General features: G+C 64.6%; 20 protein-coding genes and 1 pseudogene. 10 read left to right on the top strand and 11 right to left on the bottom strand.

What is annotated here, in order from left to right:
- Positions 1-138: 138 nt before the first annotated feature.
- Both J5M71_RS15330 and J5M71_RS15325 read right to left on the bottom strand, forming a co-directional pair.
- Positions 139-1,032, bottom strand: coding sequence for a DUF2950 domain-containing protein (locus J5M71_RS15330; RefSeq protein ID WP_207833265.1), 894 nt, complete (start codon positions 1,030-1,032; stop codon positions 139-141).
- Positions 1,029-2,492 (bottom strand): DUF3300 domain-containing protein, encoded by a 1,464-nt coding sequence (locus J5M71_RS15325; protein ID WP_207833262.1) that lies wholly within the window; start codon positions 2,490-2,492, stop codon positions 1,029-1,031. The genes J5M71_RS15330 and J5M71_RS15325 overlap by 4 nt, the downstream gene beginning before the upstream one ends.
- Positions 2,493-2,698: 206 nt before the next feature.
- On the opposite strand from J5M71_RS15325, the gene J5M71_RS15320 reads away from it, so the two are divergent.
- Positions 2,699-2,944: a hypothetical protein gene (locus tag J5M71_RS15320; protein ID WP_207833260.1), complete on the top strand. Its 246-nt coding sequence runs from the start codon at positions 2,699-2,701 to the stop codon at positions 2,942-2,944.
- Between the two features lie 11 nt (positions 2,945-2,955).
- Here the strand turns inward: J5M71_RS15320 and J5M71_RS15315 are convergent, their stop codons facing one another.
- The gene (locus tag J5M71_RS15315; protein ID WP_207833258.1) at positions 2,956-3,615 is read right to left on the bottom strand and encodes a VIT1/CCC1 transporter family protein; all 660 of its coding nucleotides are present in this window, start codon (positions 3,613-3,615) and stop codon (positions 2,956-2,958) included.
- A 130-nt stretch (positions 3,616-3,745) separates the two neighbouring features.
- Between J5M71_RS15315 and J5M71_RS15310 the strand changes: the two genes are divergently transcribed.
- Positions 3,746-3,997 carry a hypothetical protein gene (locus tag J5M71_RS15310; protein ID WP_207833256.1) on the top strand — a complete coding sequence of 84 codons (252 nt, stop codon included), beginning with the start codon at positions 3,746-3,748 and terminating at the stop codon, positions 3,995-3,997.
- A gap of 113 nt (positions 3,998-4,110) precedes the next feature.
- On the opposite strand, the gene J5M71_RS15305 is transcribed toward J5M71_RS15310, so the two are convergent.
- Together J5M71_RS15305 and J5M71_RS15300 are read right to left on the bottom strand one after the other, a co-directional pair.
- A complete protein-coding gene (locus tag J5M71_RS15305; protein WP_207833254.1) occupies positions 4,111-4,983 on the bottom strand; it encodes a DMT family transporter in 873 nt (290 codons plus the stop codon).
- 108 nt (positions 4,984-5,091) lie between these two features.
- Complete coding sequence (locus tag J5M71_RS15300) at positions 5,092-5,502, bottom strand: RidA family protein (RefSeq protein WP_063914306.1); 411 nt, start codon at positions 5,500-5,502, stop codon at positions 5,092-5,094.
- 222 nt (positions 5,503-5,724) lie between these two features.
- Here J5M71_RS15300 and J5M71_RS15295 point away from each other — a divergent pair, with 222 nt between their 5' ends.
- Positions 5,725-6,045: a hypothetical protein gene (locus J5M71_RS15295; RefSeq protein WP_207833252.1), complete on the top strand. Its 321-nt coding sequence runs from the start codon at positions 5,725-5,727 to the stop codon at positions 6,043-6,045.
- A gap of 42 nt (positions 6,046-6,087) precedes the next feature.
- Here J5M71_RS15295 and J5M71_RS15290 read toward each other — a convergent pair whose 3' ends face one another.
- Both J5M71_RS15290 and J5M71_RS15285 read right to left on the bottom strand, forming a co-directional pair.
- A complete protein-coding gene (locus tag J5M71_RS15290) occupies positions 6,088-6,300 on the bottom strand; it encodes a PLD nuclease N-terminal domain-containing protein (protein ID WP_063914308.1) in 213 nt (70 codons plus the stop codon).
- A 152-nt stretch (positions 6,301-6,452) separates the two neighbouring features.
- Positions 6,453-6,923: an FAD/FMN-containing dehydrogenase gene (locus J5M71_RS15285; RefSeq protein WP_207833250.1), complete on the bottom strand. Its 471-nt coding sequence runs from the start codon at positions 6,921-6,923 to the stop codon at positions 6,453-6,455.
- Between the two features lie 161 nt (positions 6,924-7,084).
- Between J5M71_RS15285 and J5M71_RS15280 the strand changes: the two genes are divergently transcribed.
- Positions 7,085-8,092 (top strand): GlxA family transcriptional regulator, encoded by a 1,008-nt coding sequence (locus tag J5M71_RS15280; RefSeq protein ID WP_063914310.1) that lies wholly within the window; start codon positions 7,085-7,087, stop codon positions 8,090-8,092.
- Between the two features lie 146 nt (positions 8,093-8,238).
- Here the strand turns inward: J5M71_RS15280 and J5M71_RS15275 are convergent, their stop codons facing one another.
- Positions 8,239-8,922, bottom strand: a complete 684-nt coding sequence (locus J5M71_RS15275; protein ID WP_207833248.1) for a TetR/AcrR family transcriptional regulator — start codon at positions 8,920-8,922, stop codon at positions 8,239-8,241.
- Positions 8,923-9,067: 145 nt separating this feature from the next.
- Between J5M71_RS15275 and J5M71_RS15270 the strand changes: the two are divergent.
- The 5 genes and pseudogenes from J5M71_RS15270 to J5M71_RS15250 form a co-directional block, all read left to right on the top strand.
- A pseudogene (locus J5M71_RS15270) lies at positions 9,068-9,256 on the top strand (EamA/RhaT family transporter); the annotation flags it as partial.
- A gap of 160 nt (positions 9,257-9,416) precedes the next feature.
- Positions 9,417-10,397, top strand: a complete 981-nt coding sequence (locus tag J5M71_RS15265; protein ID WP_207833246.1) for an aliphatic sulfonate ABC transporter substrate-binding protein — start codon at positions 9,417-9,419, stop codon at positions 10,395-10,397.
- Positions 10,398-10,410: 13 nt separating this feature from the next.
- Positions 10,411-11,802, top strand: coding sequence for an LLM class flavin-dependent oxidoreductase (locus tag J5M71_RS15260; RefSeq protein ID WP_207833244.1), 1,392 nt, complete (start codon positions 10,411-10,413; stop codon positions 11,800-11,802).
- A 106-nt stretch (positions 11,803-11,908) separates the two neighbouring features.
- Positions 11,909-12,745 carry a bifunctional allantoicase/(S)-ureidoglycine aminohydrolase gene (locus tag J5M71_RS15255; RefSeq protein ID WP_013972924.1) on the top strand — a complete coding sequence of 279 codons (837 nt, stop codon included), beginning with the start codon at positions 11,909-11,911 and terminating at the stop codon, positions 12,743-12,745.
- Between the two features lie 162 nt (positions 12,746-12,907).
- Positions 12,908-13,507: an START domain-containing protein gene (locus J5M71_RS15250; protein ID WP_207833242.1), complete on the top strand. Its 600-nt coding sequence runs from the start codon at positions 12,908-12,910 to the stop codon at positions 13,505-13,507.
- Between the two features lie 86 nt (positions 13,508-13,593).
- On the opposite strand, the gene J5M71_RS15245 is transcribed toward J5M71_RS15250, so the two are convergent.
- A complete protein-coding gene (locus tag J5M71_RS15245) occupies positions 13,594-14,016 on the bottom strand; it encodes an Lrp/AsnC family transcriptional regulator (protein ID WP_207833240.1) in 423 nt (140 codons plus the stop codon).
- 187 nt (positions 14,017-14,203) lie between these two features.
- Between J5M71_RS15245 and J5M71_RS15240 the strand changes: the two genes are divergently transcribed.
- A complete protein-coding gene (locus tag J5M71_RS15240; RefSeq protein WP_207833238.1) occupies positions 14,204-15,256 on the top strand; it encodes an ornithine cyclodeaminase in 1,053 nt (350 codons plus the stop codon).
- A gap of 48 nt (positions 15,257-15,304) precedes the next feature.
- Here J5M71_RS15240 and J5M71_RS15235 read toward each other — a convergent pair whose 3' ends face one another.
- Positions 15,305-16,186, bottom strand: coding sequence for a LysR substrate-binding domain-containing protein (locus J5M71_RS15235; RefSeq protein WP_063914323.1), 882 nt, complete (start codon positions 16,184-16,186; stop codon positions 15,305-15,307).
- A gap of 69 nt (positions 16,187-16,255) precedes the next feature.
- A complete protein-coding gene (ggt, locus tag J5M71_RS15230; protein WP_207833235.1) occupies positions 16,256-18,046 on the bottom strand; it encodes a gamma-glutamyltransferase in 1,791 nt (596 codons plus the stop codon).
- Positions 18,047-18,073: the final 27 nt, after the last annotated feature.

Raw genomic sequence — 18,073 nt, 5'->3', positions numbered from 1 at the left:
CGGGCATGCTCCTGGAACTGTACATAACTCATTGAATTAGCAGGGACCCTGTGGGAGCGACTCTAGCCGCGAACATCGGCGCAGCCGGTGCCGTGCACTGCAGACGCACCAAAAGCGTTTCGCATTGAGCATGCAGGGTCAATCCCCCGCCGCCACATCCACCACCTTCCAGCTGTCATCCGGGTCAAAGCGTTTCATCTCCTTGGCCAGTTTGTCCCCGTGCGGCCCGAGGTCTTTCTCGAACACCTCGCCGTCATGGCTGATCATGAAGCTCATCACCCCGGTGTCATCGTACTTGGCCGGCCAGGCAACCATGGCGAAGCCGCGGCTCATCTGGTTGCCGATCAGGTAGCTATAAGCACCGCCGGGGGCAGATGGGCCTTGAGCATCGAGGATGCGGAAGTGATAGCCATACCAGGCGTCGCCGACCATGTCCTGGCCGAACAGCGGGCCCAGCGGGCTGACCTGGCCGTCGCCGTCGTCATCCCAGTACAGCCCGTCATGCTTGCCGGGCTCGCTGAAGATCTTCTGCGCGTATTCCAGCGCACCGTTGCCATTGTGGTCCTGGGTGGCGTAGTCCATCTGCGCATCGTGGTAGGCCAGCATCGACTGCATGGCACCCAGCTCGTTGCGGCCAATGCGCCGGGCGCGGATTTCGGCGCTGCCGGCCTTGAGGTCGAAACGCCAACCCTGGTTGCCTCTGGTCAACGGTATGGGCAACGTCCAGTGATCACTGCCCACCGCGAGAATGGCCTTGCTCGCCCCCGACATGTCGATGCTGTGCTGCGCACGATACTGTTCCAGGAACGTGTCCACGTCACTGCGTTGCACACCTCCACGCGGTATGTAGGTACGCCAGTCATCGCCCAGCAACTGGGCCAGGCGGGCTTCATCAGGCTTCTCTTGGCCCAGCGCCGCAACAAAGGCGTCCACGGCCTTCTCCGGCGTCGGGAAGGCTTCCTGCGCAGCGGCCTGGGTCGACCAGGCCATACCGGCTGCGAGTACCAGTGCCGCAATCGATTGACGGTTCATCGACGGCCACCTCCCCCGCGGCGTGCGGGCGCACTGGGCCGGGAAATCTGGTGACCGGCAGCACGCGATGCGCTCGGGCGCTGGGCGAACGACTGGCTGGTACGGCCGCGGCTGGCCTGCGCGCTGGTGCGCGAGGGTGAACGCACACCGTCGAAGGCATTGTTACGCGCCCGGCCAGCGGTATTGGAAGGCCGGTTTTGCGCCAGCTGCCGCCCCTGGCCTTCGCCTTGCCTGCGTTGATTCACCTGGTTGTTCTGCTGCCGTGCCTGGGTATGGCGGGTTTCCTGTCGGCGGTCGGTTGCCCTCGGGCTGTCGCTGCGGGGCTGCATGCGGTTGCCGACCGAATTACCCGCCTGCGCTTCGCGCATCTGCTGGCGTGCCTGCCGGTTGCTGGTGGCCGGCCGTTCGATGCCGGCCCGATCCATCGACGCCCTGGCCTTGTCCCGCGCCTGGGCGCGCTGGGCGTCGTCACCGCGGAAGGCAGTACGCTGGGTGGCTCCGTCCAGCTGGCGGCCGTACTGTTGGCGGCTACGGGAGTCGCGGTACGGCACGCCGTCGCGGTTGGCGGCGTTGTGCTGCCATTTGTTCTGGTTGTTGGTGATGCGGTTGTTGCCGTTGATGTTGTTGTAGCGGTTGACGTCGATGTCGATGTCGTTGTTGCCCCAGTCACAGTCGCCCCACAGCGAGGCGACGATTGCCACGCCGGTACCGAAGGCGAGGCCCGCCACCAGCGCAGAACCAGGGTAGTACATGGGCGGTGGCGGATAATACGCCGGCGGCGAGGCCGGGTAGGCCCAGGTGCCGTAGGTGGTGGTCGGGTTGTAGCTGGGCACGTACACCACCTGCGGGTCGGCCGGCTCGATGATGATGGTGGTGGGCGGGCTGCTGGCAGTGACCACCTGGGTGCTGCTGCCGCTGGAGGCCGGTGCTGGTGCGGGCGCAGTCTGCACGGTCACGTTCTGGTACTGGTTGCTCTGCAGGTTGCCGGCGGCCTGGGCCTGGTGACGCAGGCGCTGCACACCGCCCATGACGTCGTCGGGCTGCGCGAGGAAGGCGTCGCCCAGGCGCTGTACCCAGACCGGGTCCTGACCCAGGGTTGCCAGCACCTGCGGGAAGGCCACCAGCGCTTGTACGCTCGGGTCCCAGGGCTGGCTCGCCACCTTCTTGACGGCATCGTCGCCGGAGGCCTTGGGGTTGGCCTTGGACCAGGTCACCGCTTCGCTCACCTGCCCCGGATAAGTCGAGGCCATCAATACCTGGGCCAGCAGCGCATCAGGGTACAGCGCGATGGGCGCGAGCATCTGGTCCAGTTGCTCCTGGGTGAACACCGGGTCCTTGGCTACGACCGTGTCGGCTTGTGGTGCCGGGTCGGGGGCAGGTACGTCTTCTGCCAGCACCAGGCCGGGCATAGCGCTCAGATACAGGACCGCCGACAGGACCGCTGACAATGGCATGCGCATCGCTTCTCCCCATGAGGTCAGAGCACGTGGGTTAAGGGTAGCAACGGCACTGCTTTTGGCCAGATGCGGGGGCCAAACTGTTCGCGCTCTAAGGGTGGGGGTGGTTGCTGCTTTTGAATCTATACCGGGACTGGGCTGACATCTGTAATTGACTGTACCGGCCCTTTCGCGGGCACGAGGCCATATTCAAAAAGGAGCCCATCCCGATGAACACGCCCCGCCTCATCGCCGTCATCATGCTCGCCGCGCTCTGCACCTCGGCCTGGGCGGCCACCGACCGCGCCGAACGGCGCCGCGAGGCCCGTGATGTACGGCAGGAAACCCGCCAGGACGCGCGGCAGACCAAACAGGACTGCCGCCACGCCGACCAGCAAAGCAACGCCGGCTGCCGGCAGGACAAACGCCACACCAAGCAGCAAGGCCGTGAGCGCGCCCGCGACATAAAATACTGAGCGGGCGATGCTCAGCCGCCCAGGGCGATGATCGCCATGATCAGCGCCGCCCCGACCGCTGCCAGGACCACGCCGGTCAACAGGGTGCGGCCACCGGAATAGCGTGCCAGCAACCAGCCCGCAAGGAAGAGCATGGCCAGGGCGACCAGGTTCGACACGCGAATGGCCGTACCGGTGGTCTCGATCAGCAGGAATGGAATGACCATCGGGAAGGTTGCCAATACCACCAACAGGAAAGTGGCCAGGGCTGCCTTGAGATCATCCAGCCCCAGGCGTAACGGCAGCGGGCGGGCAGCATCACGCAGCATCCGCCCGCGCAGCATCTCCAGGCCGTCTTCATCCAGTGCCAGGCCGATGCGCTCTGGCAGCGCATCGGCAATCAGCCTGCGCCCCTGGCTGGCTTCACCGGCTTGCAGGCGGGCCAACAGGGTCCGGCTACGGGTGCGCTCGGTCCAGGTACGCAGTAAATAGATGACCGCATCGGCCAGGCCCCAGGCCAGGTTGCAGCCGAACGCGGCGATCAGCATCAGCCGGGCATCTTCGCGCCCGGCCGTGGCCACGCTCAACGAGCCAATGAAGGTCATCGCCATCAACAGGCCGAAGATGACTTCGGTGATACGGTCGATCGGTTCCAGTACGCCCCATTTGCGCGGTTGCTCGGCTTGCCCCATCGCACCCTCCCGGTTCCCCTGGAACCATCGATAGTCACTATCGAGAATGGCAATTTCTGCCGAACCACATGGCCGAATAACCTAGCTCCATCGACTCGCCGCTCACGACCCCGGCCCCTGGAGCTACCTGATGAACACCTTGGCCCGCCAGCTGTCCGCCACCCTTGCCGTTTTTGCCATCGCCATCATCAGCGGCTGTGCCAGCCACCCCGAACTGCGCCCCTACACCGCCGAAGAAACCCGTCAACTGCAACTGGAAGCGCTGCAACGCCGCGGCCTGTCGCTGGACGACTATGAGCAGCAACGGCGGGTGATCCAGCGTGCCGGCAACCTGCCTGTGGTGACCGAAGCCACCGACGCTGACCGTTCGACCAGAGGCTGAGTGAATCGCCAGCGGATGCCTCCCGTAACGGGCTACGAGGTGAGGTTGATCCATTATAGTCAGCCATACACTGCGGGCCTCGACAGCCATGCCCTGCCACGTTCCTCACCCCTTCAACGGCGCGGCGCCAGTGCCAGGGCGATACCGCCCAGCACCACCACGCACGCCACCAGCAAGCGCAGCGACAATGGCTCACCGATCAGGCCAACCCCGCCCAACGCCGCAATCACCGGGACGCTTAGCTGCAGGGTCGCCGCCTGCTGCGCACTGACCTGCCTGACCACGCCGTACCACACGGCATAGCCCGCACCCGAGGCCAGCACGCCGGAGCCCAACGCATACAGCAAACCGGGCGGAGTCAGGTGCAAGCCGGCCCCCAGCAACAGCATAGGTACCAGCAGCACCAGGCAAGGCAGGCTCCGTGCGAAATTGCCGGCAGTATCGGCCAGCGGCCTGGGTGAGCCTTTGCCCAGCAGTGTGTAAACGCCCCAGGCCACGCCGGACAGGGCCATCAGCAAAGCACTGGCAAAGGGTGGCGCCGAGGTACCGGGCAACAGCAGCACCAGCAGGCCGGCAAAGGCGATCAGCATGCCCAGCAGCATCCGCGCGGTGATGCGTTCGCCCTTGTACCAGGCGAAGCCGAACATGGTGATCTGCACCGCACCGAACAGCAGCAACGCACCCGCGCCCGCGCCCAGCTGCAGGTAGGCCGCAGAAAACAGGAACGCGTACAGGAACAGGGCCAGGCCGCCCCGCCAGCTGCCCCCCATGGCGAGCGCAGGTTTGCGCAGGCGGAGCAACAGCAGCAGGAACAGTGCACCACTGGCCAGGCGCACCACGGTGAAGGATGCCGGATCGATGGCCCCATCCTTCAGCGCCAGCCGGCAGAACACCGAATTGGCAGCGAAGGCCACCAGGCTGAAAAGTGCAGGCCACACCCAGGCCCGGGTCTTGCGGTCAGCGAGCGTGGTGGTGCCGGTGCTCATGGTGTGGTCACCTCTGAGATCAATTGTTGTTATAGCGGCCATGCTGCTAGGGCCAGCACCGATATACAACACTGTGTTTAGCTGGCGCCACCACCGAATCGCCTACATCTACAGCGCTGCTACCGCCTCGATCTCCACCAGCATGCCGTCCAGCGCCAGCCGGGGTACCGGTATCAGCGTGCAGGTCGGTTTCATGGACGAGCCCCAGGCCTTGTCAGCCTCGATTACCCACTCACGCAGGCGCGTTTCGGAATGCTCGACGATCAGCAGGGTCAGCTTGAACACCTGGGCCAGGCTGGCGCCTTTCGAGGCCAAGGCAATCTCCAGGTTGGCCAGCGCCTGGCGCGCCTGCTCGGCGAACAGCGGCGACAGTTGCCCGTTGCGGTTCTCCCCGCCCTGACCGGCGATGAACAGCAGGCGGCTGTCAGCATGAACTTCGGCGACATGGGAATAGGCATTGCCGCTGGGGTCGTACAGGCCTTCGGGGTTGCTCAGCTGGAACGCGGTTGAATGACTCACGGTAAGCCCTCGATCAGTTGAAAGAACGACGGAGTATCGGACCTTGAGTTAACTTGAGGTCAAGCGCGAAAGAGACGGCTAACGCGAAGCGCGGCACCGCAGTGTAGGACGTTTCGCACAGCGCACTGGCTTTCGTGAACCACGCGTCTGTATGCGCAGTGGCCATCAGGCGCTAGATTGCAAGGCCCGGCATGGAGGCCTGCATGCAACAAGGAAAACACCATGAGCAAACATGAATTTCTACTCGCCTACACCATCAAGCCACGCGACCCGCAGCGGGACGAATACGATGCGGCACAGGCGCGCCAGCATCTGCGCGAGAACATCGGGCTGGACACCGTGGAACACATCGAAACCACCCTGCTCGGGCTGGTGGAACTCGCCGCCATTTCAAAGTCTGACAAGGCCCTCGAAGCCGAGAGGCTTGTCCGTGATCGCATCCACGAGGAGCTCAAGGGCCTGCGGGTATTGTCGAAAGTGAAGTTCTACGGCTGCCTGATGGTGGATGGGCTGGGGCCAGCAATCCGCTTCGACATTGCCTAGCGTATGAGCGGCATCAGGCCCACAGCCTGATGCCGCACACCGTCATTTTTCCTGCAGTACCGCCCTGCCCTTCACCGCGCGAGGCCCGCGCCAGGCCCAGAACAGCAAGCCGGGGAATGGCGCGTAGACCACGAAGACGATCCACAGCATCTTGCGCTCGGCGCGCCGGTCACTGCCGATGATGTGCCAGATGGCCCAGATTTCCAGCAGGACCACAAAGGCCGCGATGACGATCCAGATCGTTCCGATTTCCATGAGCGCTCTCCCATTTGGCATGTAATGGGTTGGGTTGCAGAGGCTGCCGAGGGTTCAGATTGATTTGGCTGATCGTACGGCTCCAAGGTATGCGCTCCCACAGGTTGCGCACATGAGTGCCATCTCCACAGGACGCAACGCAGGGGCTTCACTCAATGCTGTGGTGCATTCTCCAGCGCCGCCTTCAACGCCGGCGCATCGGCAAACGCTCGCTGGCTCACCAGCTTGCCCTGCTCCAGTTGCAACCACTGCACCTGGCCATCCTGCCCGGGATAACGGCTGGCCACCCGCCCTTCACGGTCAAGCAGCACCCGGTAGTTGTAATCGCGCATGGCGGGGATGGCGAACAGCTTGCTGATCAGTGCCGGCATGCGCTGGATGTCGGCAACAAACACCGCATCGCGCGCTTCCAGGTAACCCTTGGGCTGTTCGGCCAGTGCCGCCTTCACCAGCTTGGCACCGTCCATGTCGCGCGCCACCAGCAGAATGTGTGTACCGGCGTCGAGGCTGTAGGCCTGGTCGTACTGGTCCAGCAGCGTCCACGGGGCGAGCTTGTCGCCGGGTTCCAGGGCACTGGCCAGCAATGGCATCAGACAAAGCAACAGGGCAGCGGCGTATTTCATCAGGGGCATCCTCAGTGACGGGAGCATCAGCATAGCGGCAACGTGCCAAGCCAGACAGGTTGCCTGAATACGACCTGGAATACGACATGGCCACCCGGGAGATTGTCTTTCCCCCGACCTACCGCCACACTCTCCAGGCCAGCCAGGAAGCGGAGTCCAGAGTGCCCACGCCACGCCAGTTCAGCAAGAAGACCAGCACCAGCAACATGCTGCGGCTGAAGTCCACCAGCGCCAATGCCCAGGCCCCCTATCGGGTCGATTTCGTATTGCTCGAACACTTTTCGATGGCCAGCTTCACCGTGGCCATGGACGTACTGGTCACGGCCAACCTGCTGCGCGCCGACAGCTTCCAGTTCACCCCGCTGTCGCTCGAAGGCGACCGCGTGCTCAGCGACCTGGGGTTGGAGCTGGTAGCCACCGAGTTGTCCGCCGAGGCGCTGAAGGAGCTGGACCTGCTGGTGATCTGTGGCGGCTTGCGCACGCCCTTGAAGTACCCGGAGCTTGACCGGCTGCTGGACGATTGCGCGGCCCACGGCATGGCCCTGGGAGGGTTGTGGAATGGCGCGTGGTTCCTCGGCCGCGCCGGGGTGCTGGACGACTATGGCTGCAGTATCCACCCCGAGCAGCGCGCCAGCCTGTCCGAGCGCAGCCCGCAAACGCGGATCACCCCGGCCAGCTTCACCCTCGACCGCGACCGCCTCAGCGCCGCCAGCCCCAATGGCGCCATGGAGCTGATGCTCGGCCTGGTGCGCCGGCTGTATGGCGACGGCCTGGCCGAAGGCGTCGAGGAGATCCTGTCATTCTCCGGTGCCCGCTACCGCCAGGTCGGCCCGGGCGCGAAGAAGTCCATGAGCCTGCACCTGCGCACCATCGTCGAGCTGATGGAGAACAACCTCGAGGAAACCCTCAGCCTCGACCAACTGGCCGCCTACAGCGGGCGCTCGCGCCGGCAGATCGACCGCCTGTTCCAGGCTCAGCTGGGTACTTCGCCGCGACGCTACTACATGGAGTTACGCATTACCAAAAGCCGCCGCCTGCTGCAGTATTCCGACCTGTCGGTGATGGAAGTGGCAGTGGCCTGCGGGTTTGTTTCGGTGTCGCACTTCAGCAAATGCTATGCGGCGTACTTTGGCTACCCGCCGTCGCGTGAGCAGCGCCTGGGTGAGTGAGGTTCAAGGCTTGTTGAGGTGTCGCCTGGGCCGGCCCTTTCGCGGGTAAACCCGCTCCCGCAGGTACTGTGCGAATCTTTGGGACAGCGGTGATCCTGTGGGAGCGGGTTTACCCGCGAAGAGGCCAGCCAGGCACTGGAAAACCTTCAGGGGCGGCGCTCGATCTGGATGTACCGCAGCACAGCATCACAAATCATGACCTTGTGACGCAGCTTGACCTGCTCATCGGACAGGTCGATCTGGAAGATCTCGCCAAAGGTGTGGCGGTTCGACACCCGGTAGAAGCAGAACGCGCTCATCAGCATGTGCAGGTCGATGACCTCGATACCGGCGCGGAACACACCTTCCTGTACACCGCGACGCAGGGTATTGCCCAAGGCCTCGAGCACCAGGCTGCTCATTTCGCGAATGGCCGGCGACTGCTTGACGTACTCGCCATAGTGGATGTTTTCGGTGCAGATGATCCGCACGAAATCGACGTTGCGGTCGTGGTGATCGAAGGTGAACTCCACCAGCCGGCGAATCGCCTGCTCGGCCGGCAGCGACTCCAGGTCCAGGCTTTGCTCGGTCTTGCGGATATCGCCGTACAGCTTGACCAGGCACTCGCAGTACAGCTGCTCCTTGCTGCCGAAGTAGTAGTAGATCATGCGCTTGGAGGTGGCGGTGCGCTCGGCGATGGCGTCGACGCGGGCACCAGCCAGCCCTTGCTGGACGAACTCGTGGATGGCGGCCTGGAGGATGTCCTCGCGCGTTTTCTCGGGGTTGTTCTTGCGCGTCTTGCGCCCCCCTTCGGTTTCAGGCTGGCCGAGGCTGACTACGGAATCACTCATACCCACTCACAGGCTGTTTATTGGAATACGGGGATTATCCGCGAGCGCGGCCATGCAGGGAAGCGCGCTGTTGGTCGGGTAGCCATCACCCACGGCTGCTGGGGGGCATGCCTTTGGCTGGGTTGGCGCGGTCAGCCAGCGGGCACTGATTGCCGGCGCCACCCGCGCCATCAGCGTGGAACTCGTGGCCACGCTGGTGGCTGTACTGGTCGGTGCCTTGCTTCCCGATGAAACCGTGAGCCTGTTGCAGGCCGCCGGATGCCTGGTAATCCTGCTTGGCTGCATGCTGGTACTGGGCCTGCTGCCCACACGCAAACGGCGCCTGCCCAACTGAACGCAGGGGGCAATCGCCTTTGGGCGACGGCCCTGATAAAACAAAAGGATATAAAAATAACAAAATAGTCTAACAAACATGCATATTAAAAATTGAAAGCCAAACGCCACCTCCTTAGTCTGGGCACATCGTTTTCCAGCCGATTCAAGGAGCAATACCCATGTCCGCCCGTGCCTTCTCCCCCCTGCGCCGTCTGTTGATCGGCGGCTTGCTGGCCAGTGTCGCCAGCACCCTGCTGCCCTGGTCCCAAGCCCTGGCCGACGAAGCCAAGACCCTGCGCATCGGCTACCAGAAATTCAACAGTATCAACATCCTCAAGGGCAGCGGCGCCCTGGAGAAGGCACTGGCGCCGCAAGGCGTGAAAGTCAGCTGGCACGAGTTCGCCGCCGGCCCGCAACTACTCGAAGCCCTGAGCACCGGCGCCATCGACCTCGGCCATGCTGCCGATGCACCCTCGGTGTTCGCCCAGGCCGCGGGCAAGCCGGTGGTGTACCTGGCCGCCGAGCAACCCTACCCACGCGGCATCGGCCTGGTGGTGCGCGAGCAGGATCACCTGAGCAGCGTGCAAGACCTCAAGGGTAAGCGCGTGGCCACCGGCCGCGGCTGGAACGCCCAGTACCTGCTGGCCGTTGCCCTGGAACAGGCCGGCCTCAGCTACCGGGACATCACCCCGGCCTACGTCAACAACGCCGCCGATGCCGTGGCGGCACTGCAATCGGGCAGCGTCCAGGCCGTGACCCTGTGGGACCCGTTCCTCGCCGCCGCAGAAAGCCAGCCGGGCCTGAAGAACCTGCGCGACGGTAGCGGCTTGTCCAACAACCGCACCTTCTACCTGTCCACCGCCAGCTTCGCCGACCAGCACCGCGCGTTGCTGAAGATCTTCTTTGCCGAACTGGGCAAGGTCAGCCAGTGGGCCAATGCCAAGCCTGCGGAAGTCGCCGCGCTGCTGGCCCCGCAATTGGGGATCAATGCCAACGTACTGCAAGTGGCCAGCGAACGACGCAACTACAACGCCGTGGCCATTACCCCGCAGATCGTTGCCGAGCAACAGAAACTGGCCGATACCTTCCAGGACCTGGGCCTGATTCCACGCAAGCTGCAGGTGGCCGACGCGGTCTACCCGGCTTCCGTCTTGCCTTGAGCGGAGCGCCCCCATGCCCCGCCCGATCCGCTTCAACGCCTTCAGCATGAACGCCGCCAGCCACCAGTCCCCCGGCCTGTGGCGCCACCCGCGCAACACCAGCGTGGCCTTCAACCGCCTGGGTTACTGGACCGACCTGGCCCGCCTGCTCGAACGCGGCCTGTTCGACGCCCTGTTCATCGCCGATGTGCTGGGCATCTACGACGTCTACCAGGGCGGCCCCGAAGCCGCCCTGCGCGGTGGCGTGCAGGTACCGGTCAACGACCCGCTGCTGCTGGTACCAGCCATGGCCGGGGTTACCGAGCACCTGGGCTTCGGCGTCACTTTCTCGCTCACCTACGAACACCCCTATCCGTTCGCCCGGCGCATGTCCACGCTCGACCACCTGAGCAATGGCCGGGTCGGCTGGAACATCGTCACCGGCTACCTTGACAGCGCCGCGCGCAACCTGGGCCTGGCGCACCAGCTGGGCCACGACCAGCGCTATGACCTGGCCGAGGAATACCTGCAGGTGCTTTACAAACTGTGGGAGAAAAGCTGGGACGACGACGCTGTGTTGCTGGAGCGTGACAGCGGGCGCTACATCGAACCCGCCCGGGTGCACCCCATCAACCATGTGGGCGAGCACTTCCAGGTGCCAGGCATGCACCTGTGCCAACCTTCGCCACAACGCACGCCGGTGCTGTTCCAGGCAGGTGCTTCGGCACGCGGCCAGCAGTTCGCGGCGCGACATGCCGAATGCGTGTTCATCAGCGGGCCGACGCCCACCGTACTGCGCCGCTACGCCGACGGCATCCGCGCGGCCAGCGAGGCGGCCGGGCGTGGCCGGGACGAGGTGCTGATCTACGCCCAGGCACTGTTGATTGTCGCCCCCACCCGGGAGGCGGCCGAGGCGCGCTTCGCCGAATACCGCCGCTATGTCGACCTGGACGCTGCCCTGGCGCTACTGTCAGGCTGGACCGGCATCGACTTTGCCAACCTCGACCCCGATGCGCCCATCGAATACGTCGAGAACGATGCCGGTCGCGCAGCCCTGGCAGCCTTCACCGCTGCCGACCCGAACCGCCGCTGGACCGTGCGCGAAGCCGCCGAGTTCGTCGGCCTGGGCGGCCGTGGCCCGGTGCTGGTGGGTGCTGCCAGCGAGGTGGCCGACCAGCTGGAAAGCTGGCTGGACCAGACCGGCATCGATGGCTTCAACCTGACCTACGCGGTGCAACCGGACGACCTGGCCCAGGTGGTCGAGCTGCTGGTGCCCGAACTGCAACGCCGTGGCCGCTACCCGCTGAGCTATGCCGACGGCACCTTGCGCCACAAGCTGTTCGGCCAGGGCGACCGCTTGCAGGAAGGGCACGTTGGCCGCCAGGTTCGCATTCAGCCAGCAAATACCGGGTATTCCAACATTTAATTTGTAGATGGCGCGCGCTCGACCCTATTCTGTCGCCACATCCCCTGCGCCGCACCGGCCGGTGCGGTTCACGGCATGGGGAGAGAACAACAAGTCGAGATCGTCCATGTCGAACCATTCGTACTTCGCCCCCCACGGTGGGCACCCGGCTCAGACCGAGCTGCTGACTGACCGTGCCATGTTCACCGAAGCCTATGCCGTCATCCCCAAGGGCGTGATGCGTGACATCGTCACCAGCCACCTGCCGTTCTGGGACAAGATGCGCATGTGGGTCATCGCCCGCCCGCTGACCGGCTTTGCCGAAACCTTCTCCCAGTACATCGTCGAAGTGGCTCCGGAAGGCGGCAGCGAGCGCCCTGAGCTGGACCCGAACGCCGAAGCCGTGGTGTTCATCGTCGAAGGCGAACTGGACATCACCGTCGAAGGCAAGCACCACACCCTGGTACCGGGCGGCTACGCCTTCCTGGCCCCGGGCGCCGAGTGGAGCCTGCGCAACAACAGCAAGTCCAACGTCACCTTCCACTGGCTGCGCAAGCACTACCAGAAGGTCGAAGGCCTGGACGTTCCCGAGTCGTTCGTTACCCACCGTGACAACGCCACCGTCATCGAGATGCCGGGCACCGAAGGCCGCTGGGTCACCACCCGCTTCGTCGACATGGCCGACATGCGCCACGACATGCACGTGAACATCGTCACCTTCCAGCCGGGCGGGGTGATCCCGTTCGCCGAGACCCACGTGATGGAACACGGCCTGTACGTACTGGAAGGCAAGGCGGTGTACCGCCTGAACCAGGACTGGGTCGAAGTGGAAGCCGGCGACTTCATGTGGCTGCGCGCCTTCTGCCCGCAAGCCTGCTACGCCGGCGGCCCAGGCAAGTTCAGCTACCTGCTGTACAAGGACGTGAACCGTCACGTGCACCTGACGCTGAACCCTAAGCGTTGATGCATTGGGGGGCGCTTTGCGCCCCTTTCGCGACACAAGGCCGCGCCCACAAAAGTACGGTGTATGCCGAACCCTGTGGGAGCGGCCTTGTGTCGCGAAAGGGCTGCAAAGCAGCCCCAGTAGCCGCATACTGAAAATCCTGCCACCCGCGCGGTACCAGCCATGAACCGCTGCCTGCTGCTCGCCGCCCTGCTGCTCTGTCCCCCCGCCCCAGCCGCCGATGACTGGAACCTGGCCTACGACCGCGAAGGCATCCGCGTGTACCTGAGTGGCGTGGCCGACTCGCCCTACCAGCAATTCCGTGGTGTCAGCACCATGAAAGCCAGCATTCGTACGCTCACCGACCTGCAGGAAAACCTGCGGGTGGCCTGCAAGTGGCTGTACGCCTGCGCCGAGATGCGCTTGCTGGATGTGCAAGGCGAAAACACCTGGGTGTACCTGACCACCAACCTGCCGTGGCCGACGATGCCGCGGGACATCGTGCTGAAGGTCACGACCGAACGCCTGGACGACGGCACGCTGCTGCGCCACCTGAGCGCCGAGCCCGGCAGGATCCCCAAGGTAAAGGGACTGATCCGGGTACAGCAGCTCAGCGGCGAGTGGCGGATGAAACCACTGGGGGAGCGCAAGACCGAAGTGACCTACCAACTGCAGGCCGACCCTGCCGGAGATGTGCCGGGGTGGCTGGCCAACCGGTTTGTGGTGGATGCGCCAGTGGTGACGTTGCGTACCTTGCGGGCGGTGGCCGAGCGCCAGCCCTAGAGGGTATTGAAATGCCTGCGCCGGCCCGCGTTCCACCGCAAGTGAAAGTTTGCGCAATGCACCTGCCAGAAGGCTTGCCCCAGCGGTCACATCTTGTAGGTCGAGAGCAGGATACTGGTCTCGGTGTTTTCGATGTGCGGTATCGAGCGGATGGCGTTCAACGCCCGGTCGAAGGCCTCCAGGGTGTCTGCACGCAGCTCTGCCATCAGGTCCCAGCGGCCATTGGTGCTATGGATGGCCACCACGTTGGGATGCCCGCGCAGCGCGTGCTTGACCTCTGCGGCGTGGTGGCCGCTGATGCCGATGCTGGTGATTGCCCGCACGCCCTGCTCCAGCGCATCGGCGCGCAGGCGTACCGTGTAGCCGATGATCACGCCCTGCTCTTCGAGCCGGGTGATGCGGTTTTGCACGGTTGCCCTGGCCACCTTGAGCTTCTTCGCCAGGGTCAGCACGGGGATGCGCGCGTTGTCGCGCAACAGCGCAATCAATTCCCGATCGATAGTATCCATGGATGCCTGCCAGATAATCAGATTGCCATGCTTGGGTGACAAATTGTCTAGAAAGCTGATGAAACTGGCAACCTGCTCTCTTCATCTTGACGCAGCCTGTCATCAGAATGCTCACGTCACTCCAACAATCTCAGGCGTTCGTCCTCCAGGTCAGCGGGGTGACGGCGCAATAACAAGGTGCAAGAGCATGACGTATTTCATTGATGTTCCAACCATGTCGGACCTGGTACATGACATTGGCGTAGCGCCGTTCATTGGCGAACTGGCCGCAGCCATTCGTGAAGATTACAAACGCTGGCAGGAGTTTGATAAATCCGCACGTGTTGCCAGCCATTCGGAAGTCGGCGTGATCGAACTGATGCCGGTCGCCGACAACAGCCGCTACGCCTTCAAATACGTCAACGGCCACCCGGCCAACACCGCCCGCGACCTGCATACGGTGATGGCCTTCGGCGTGCTGGCCGATGTCGACACCGGCTACCCGGTGTTGCTGTCCGAACTGACCATCGCCACCGCGCTGCGCACCGCAGCCACCTCGCTGATGGCAGCCCAGGCGCTGGCCCGGCCAAACTCACGCAGGATGGCGCTGATCGGCAACGGCGCGCAAAGCGAATTCCAGGCACTGGCCTTCCACAAGCACCTGGGCATCGAAGAAATCGTCGCCTACGACACCGACCCGCTCGCCACCGCCAAGCTGATCGCCAACCTCAAGGAGTACAGCAGCCTCACCATCCGCCGCGCCAGCTCGGTGGCAGAAGCGGTGAAAGGCGTGGACATCATCACCACGGTGACCGCCGACAAGGCCTACGCCACCATCATCACCCCCGACATGCTCGAACCCGGCATGCACCTGAATGCCGTGGGTGGCGACTGCCCGGGCAAGACCGAGTTGCATGCCGATGTGCTGCGCAACGCCCGGGTGTTCGTCGAGTACGAGCCGCAAACCCGCATCGAAGGTGACATCCAGCAGTTGCCGGCGGACTTCCCGGTGGTCGACCTGTGGCGCGTGCTGCGCGGTGAAGCCGAGGGCCGCCAGAGCGACAACCAGGTCACCGTGTTCGACTCGGTGGGCTTCGCCCTGGAAGACTACACCGTACTACGGTACGTACTACAGCAAGCCGAAAAACGTGGCATGGGTAGCAAGATCGACCTGGTGCCATGGGTGGAAGATGACCCGAAAGACCTGTTCAGCCATACCCGCGGCCGCGCTGCCAAGAGCCGCATCCGACGCGTTGCCTGACCCTGCACACGCCGATCTGCGATGGGCCGCCAAGCGGCCCCAACCCCGTCAGATCCCGCCGCCTGCAAGCAATTGCGTCATCACCTCGGCCAGCGCCTTGACCATCACATCCGCCGTCGGCCGGTGGACAATGACGATTTCATAGCTGTCTACCTCCGGCAGCCCCTGTTCGGCCCCCAGTACCCGGTGCTCGCCAGTGGCCGCCCGTGGCGGCAGCAGGCTGACGCCCATGCCATCGGCGACTGCAGCCTGGATACCGCTGAGGCTGGAGCTGGTGAAGCTGATACGCCAGCGCCGGCCGATGCCTTCGATGGCCGTTATCATGTCGTCGCGGTACAGGCCACGAGGCGGGAACGTCACCAGCGGGATCGGGTCCAGCTCGAAGGCGGGCGTGCGCGCACTGTCGATCCACTGCAGGCGCTCGGGCCAGCAGGCCACACCTTCGCGGCTGTTGCGCCGCTGCTTGAGCAACACCAGGTCGAGCTCACCGTTGTCGTAGGCCTGGCTGAGGTCGCGGCACAGGCCGCTGGTCACTTCCAGCTTCACCTGCGGGTGCAGCCGACTGAACGCCGACAGCGCATTGGTGGTACGCCCGCCCACGAAGTCCTCGGGCACGCCAAGGCGCACGGTCACGCCAACCATCGCCCCGGCCAAGGCTTCGAGCATCTGGTCGTTGAGGGCCAGCATGTGCCGGGCATAGCCGAGCAGGGTCTGCCCGGCATCGGTCGGCAGCACATCGCGATTGCCACGCACCAGCAGGCGGTGGCCAACCATATCCTCAAGGCGGCGCACCTTCTGGCTGATGGTCGATTGAGTGGAGTGCAGACGGGCTGCAGCCGTGGTGAAGCTGCCGCAGTCAGCCACCACGACAATGGCGCGCAACAGGTCGAGGTCGAACAGGGCCCTATTCGATTTCACGCTGATGGACATCTTGGTATTCGACTTCTGAATGACAAGACTGACTTCTATCACGCCACCTGCTGCACCGCAATGCGCCGGCTAGTCGCCGAGTGCCACGCCTTCGCGCCGGGGGTCGGCACCGCCCGACCAGCCCTCGCCACTGCGCTGGATGATCTGCATGCCACTGGTCATGGTCATCGGCGTCACCTCATGCCCCCAGGCCGCCAACTGCCGGATCAGCGCCGGGCTGGCCAACCCCGCCTCTACTTCGGTGCCGGCATTGCGGCTGCCGAAGTTGGGCAGGCCAGCGGCCTGCTGCGGATCAAGCTGCCAGTCCAGCAGGCCGATCAGTGCCTTGTTCACGTAGCCGATGATCTGCGAACCGCCGGGCGAGCCAAGGCTGGCCACCAGCTCGCCGGAAGCTCGCGAGAACACCAGGGTCGGTGCCATTGCCGACAGCGGCCGCTTGCCCGGTTGCACCCGGTTGGCCACGGGCTTGCCCTGCTCCTGGGGGATGAACGAGAAGTCGGTCAGGTGGTTGTTGAGCAAAAAGCCCTTGACCATCAGGTGCGAACCGAACGCTGCTTCCACCGAGGTGGTCATGGCCAGGGCCTGGCCACGGTCATCCACCGCGCTGAGGTGCGAGGTGGAAATACGCAGTGGCGAGCGGTCAGGCGCCAGGGCCAGGTCGGCGCCCTGCGGCTGGCCCGGGCGGGCGCGCTTCATGCTGTACTCGCCAATCTGCGCGGCACGGCTGGCCAGGTACGCAGAGTCGGTCAGGGCCTTGAGCGGAACCGGCACGTAATCGCTGTCGGCCAGGTACTGGGCGCGGTCGGCATAGGCCAGGCGCTCGGCCTCGGCAACCAGGTGCACGGCCAGCGGCGGGGCCTCCAGCCCGGCCACGGACGAAGTGCGCAGCGGTCGCATGACGGCAAGGTCGCGTTGTGGCGAAGCCTGCTGCAGTGCTTCCAGGATGCCCAGGGTCTGCAGCACCGCCACCCCGCCCGACGACGGCGGCGGCATGCCACATATACGCCAGGCCTTGTAAGGGCCGCACAGCGGCTCGCGCGCCTTGGCCTGGTACTGCTGCATATCCTGCAACGACAGATAGCCGGCATTGGCATGGCTGCGCACCTTGGCGACGATGGCTGCGGCGATCTCGCCGCTGTAGAACACCTCGGGACCCTGCGCGGCAATCTGCTCGAAGGTTTGCGCGAGTTCGGGGTTGCGCAAGGTAGCCCCCACCGCCAGCGGCTTGCCCTGTTCATCCAGAAAGTAGCGGGCCATGGCCGGTGAGCGGGCAATGAACGGGTCGCCCGCCACCAGGGTGTGAAGGCGTTCGGAAACAGGGAAACCGTCACGTGCCAGCGCAATGGCCGGGGCGAACAAGTCGCGCCAGGGCAGCTTGCCGTGCTGCTCATGGGCCAGCTTCAGGGCACGAAGAACCCCCGGTACGCCCACCGAACGCCCGCCAATCTGCGCCGCCCTGAACGGCATCGGTGAACCATCGGCTTGCAGGAACAGGTTTTCCGTCACCGCCGCCGGGGCTGCCTCGCGGCCGTCGAACGCCTGCACGCGCTGGCCATCCCAGTAGAGGATGAACGCCCCGCCGCCAATGCCGCTGGATTGCGGTTCGACCAGGGTCAGCACCATCTGCATGGCGATGGCCGCGTCGATGGCGCTGCCACCGGCACGCAGCATCGCTCGCCCCGCTTCGCTGGCCAGCGGGTTGGCGGCGGCGGCCATGTGCCGGCTGGCATGCACCGACTGCAGGCCACTGCGGTAGCCGGAGGCCAGTTCCGGTGGCGCGGGCAGCACCTGGTCGGCGCAGGCCCAGCCACTGGCAGCTACCAGGCACAAGGCGCCGATCAGGGGTGTGGAGAATGTCATCGTTGTGCTTCCTGCCATTACCTATTC

The organism is Pseudomonas sp. 43(2021) (assembly GCF_017490805.1).
In the GTDB taxonomy this organism is placed as follows: Bacteria; Pseudomonadota; Gammaproteobacteria; order Pseudomonadales; family Pseudomonadaceae; genus Aquipseudomonas.
This window is presented reverse-complemented; position numbering and strand designations above follow the sequence as displayed.

Coding starts and splice junctions, on each gene's coding strand:
- J5M71_RS15330 (WP_207833265.1), bottom strand. CDS start 1,032: ATGAACCGTCAATCGATTGCGGCACTGGTACTCGCAGCCGGTATGGCC.
- J5M71_RS15285 (WP_207833250.1), bottom strand. CDS start 6,923: ATGAAATACGCCGCTGCCCTGTTGCTTTGTCTGATGCCATTGCTGGCC.
- J5M71_RS15305 (WP_207833254.1), bottom strand. CDS start 4,983: ATGAGCACCGGCACCACCACGCTCGCTGACCGCAAGACCCGGGCCTGG.
- J5M71_RS15235 (WP_063914323.1), bottom strand. CDS start 16,186: ATGTCCATCAGCGTGAAATCGAATAGGGCCCTGTTCGACCTCGACCTG.
- J5M71_RS15250 (WP_207833242.1), top strand. CDS start 12,908: ATGAACCGCTGCCTGCTGCTCGCCGCCCTGCTGCTCTGTCCCCCCGCC.
- J5M71_RS15290 (WP_063914308.1), bottom strand. CDS start 6,300: ATGGAAATCGGAACGATCTGGATCGTCATCGCGGCCTTTGTGGTCCTG.
- J5M71_RS15245 (WP_207833240.1), bottom strand. CDS start 14,016: ATGGATACTATCGATCGGGAATTGATTGCGCTGTTGCGCGACAACGCG.
- J5M71_RS15315 (WP_207833258.1), bottom strand. CDS start 3,615: ATGGGGCAAGCCGAGCAACCGCGCAAATGGGGCGTACTGGAACCGATC.
- J5M71_RS15295 (WP_207833252.1), top strand. CDS start 5,725: ATGAGCAAACATGAATTTCTACTCGCCTACACCATCAAGCCACGCGAC.
- J5M71_RS15320 (WP_207833260.1), top strand. CDS start 2,699: ATGAACACGCCCCGCCTCATCGCCGTCATCATGCTCGCCGCGCTCTGC.
- J5M71_RS15255 (WP_013972924.1), top strand. CDS start 11,909: ATGTCGAACCATTCGTACTTCGCCCCCCACGGTGGGCACCCGGCTCAG.
- J5M71_RS15260 (WP_207833244.1), top strand. CDS start 10,411: ATGCCCCGCCCGATCCGCTTCAACGCCTTCAGCATGAACGCCGCCAGC.
- ggt (WP_207833235.1), bottom strand. CDS start 18,046: ATGACATTCTCCACACCCCTGATCGGCGCCTTGTGCCTGGTAGCTGCC.
- J5M71_RS15265 (WP_207833246.1), top strand. CDS start 9,417: ATGTCCGCCCGTGCCTTCTCCCCCCTGCGCCGTCTGTTGATCGGCGGC.
- J5M71_RS15310 (WP_207833256.1), top strand. CDS start 3,746: ATGAACACCTTGGCCCGCCAGCTGTCCGCCACCCTTGCCGTTTTTGCC.
- J5M71_RS15275 (WP_207833248.1), bottom strand. CDS start 8,922: ATGAGTGATTCCGTAGTCAGCCTCGGCCAGCCTGAAACCGAAGGGGGG.
- J5M71_RS15325 (WP_207833262.1), bottom strand. CDS start 2,492: ATGCGCATGCCATTGTCAGCGGTCCTGTCGGCGGTCCTGTATCTGAGC.
- J5M71_RS15240 (WP_207833238.1), top strand. CDS start 14,204: ATGACGTATTTCATTGATGTTCCAACCATGTCGGACCTGGTACATGAC.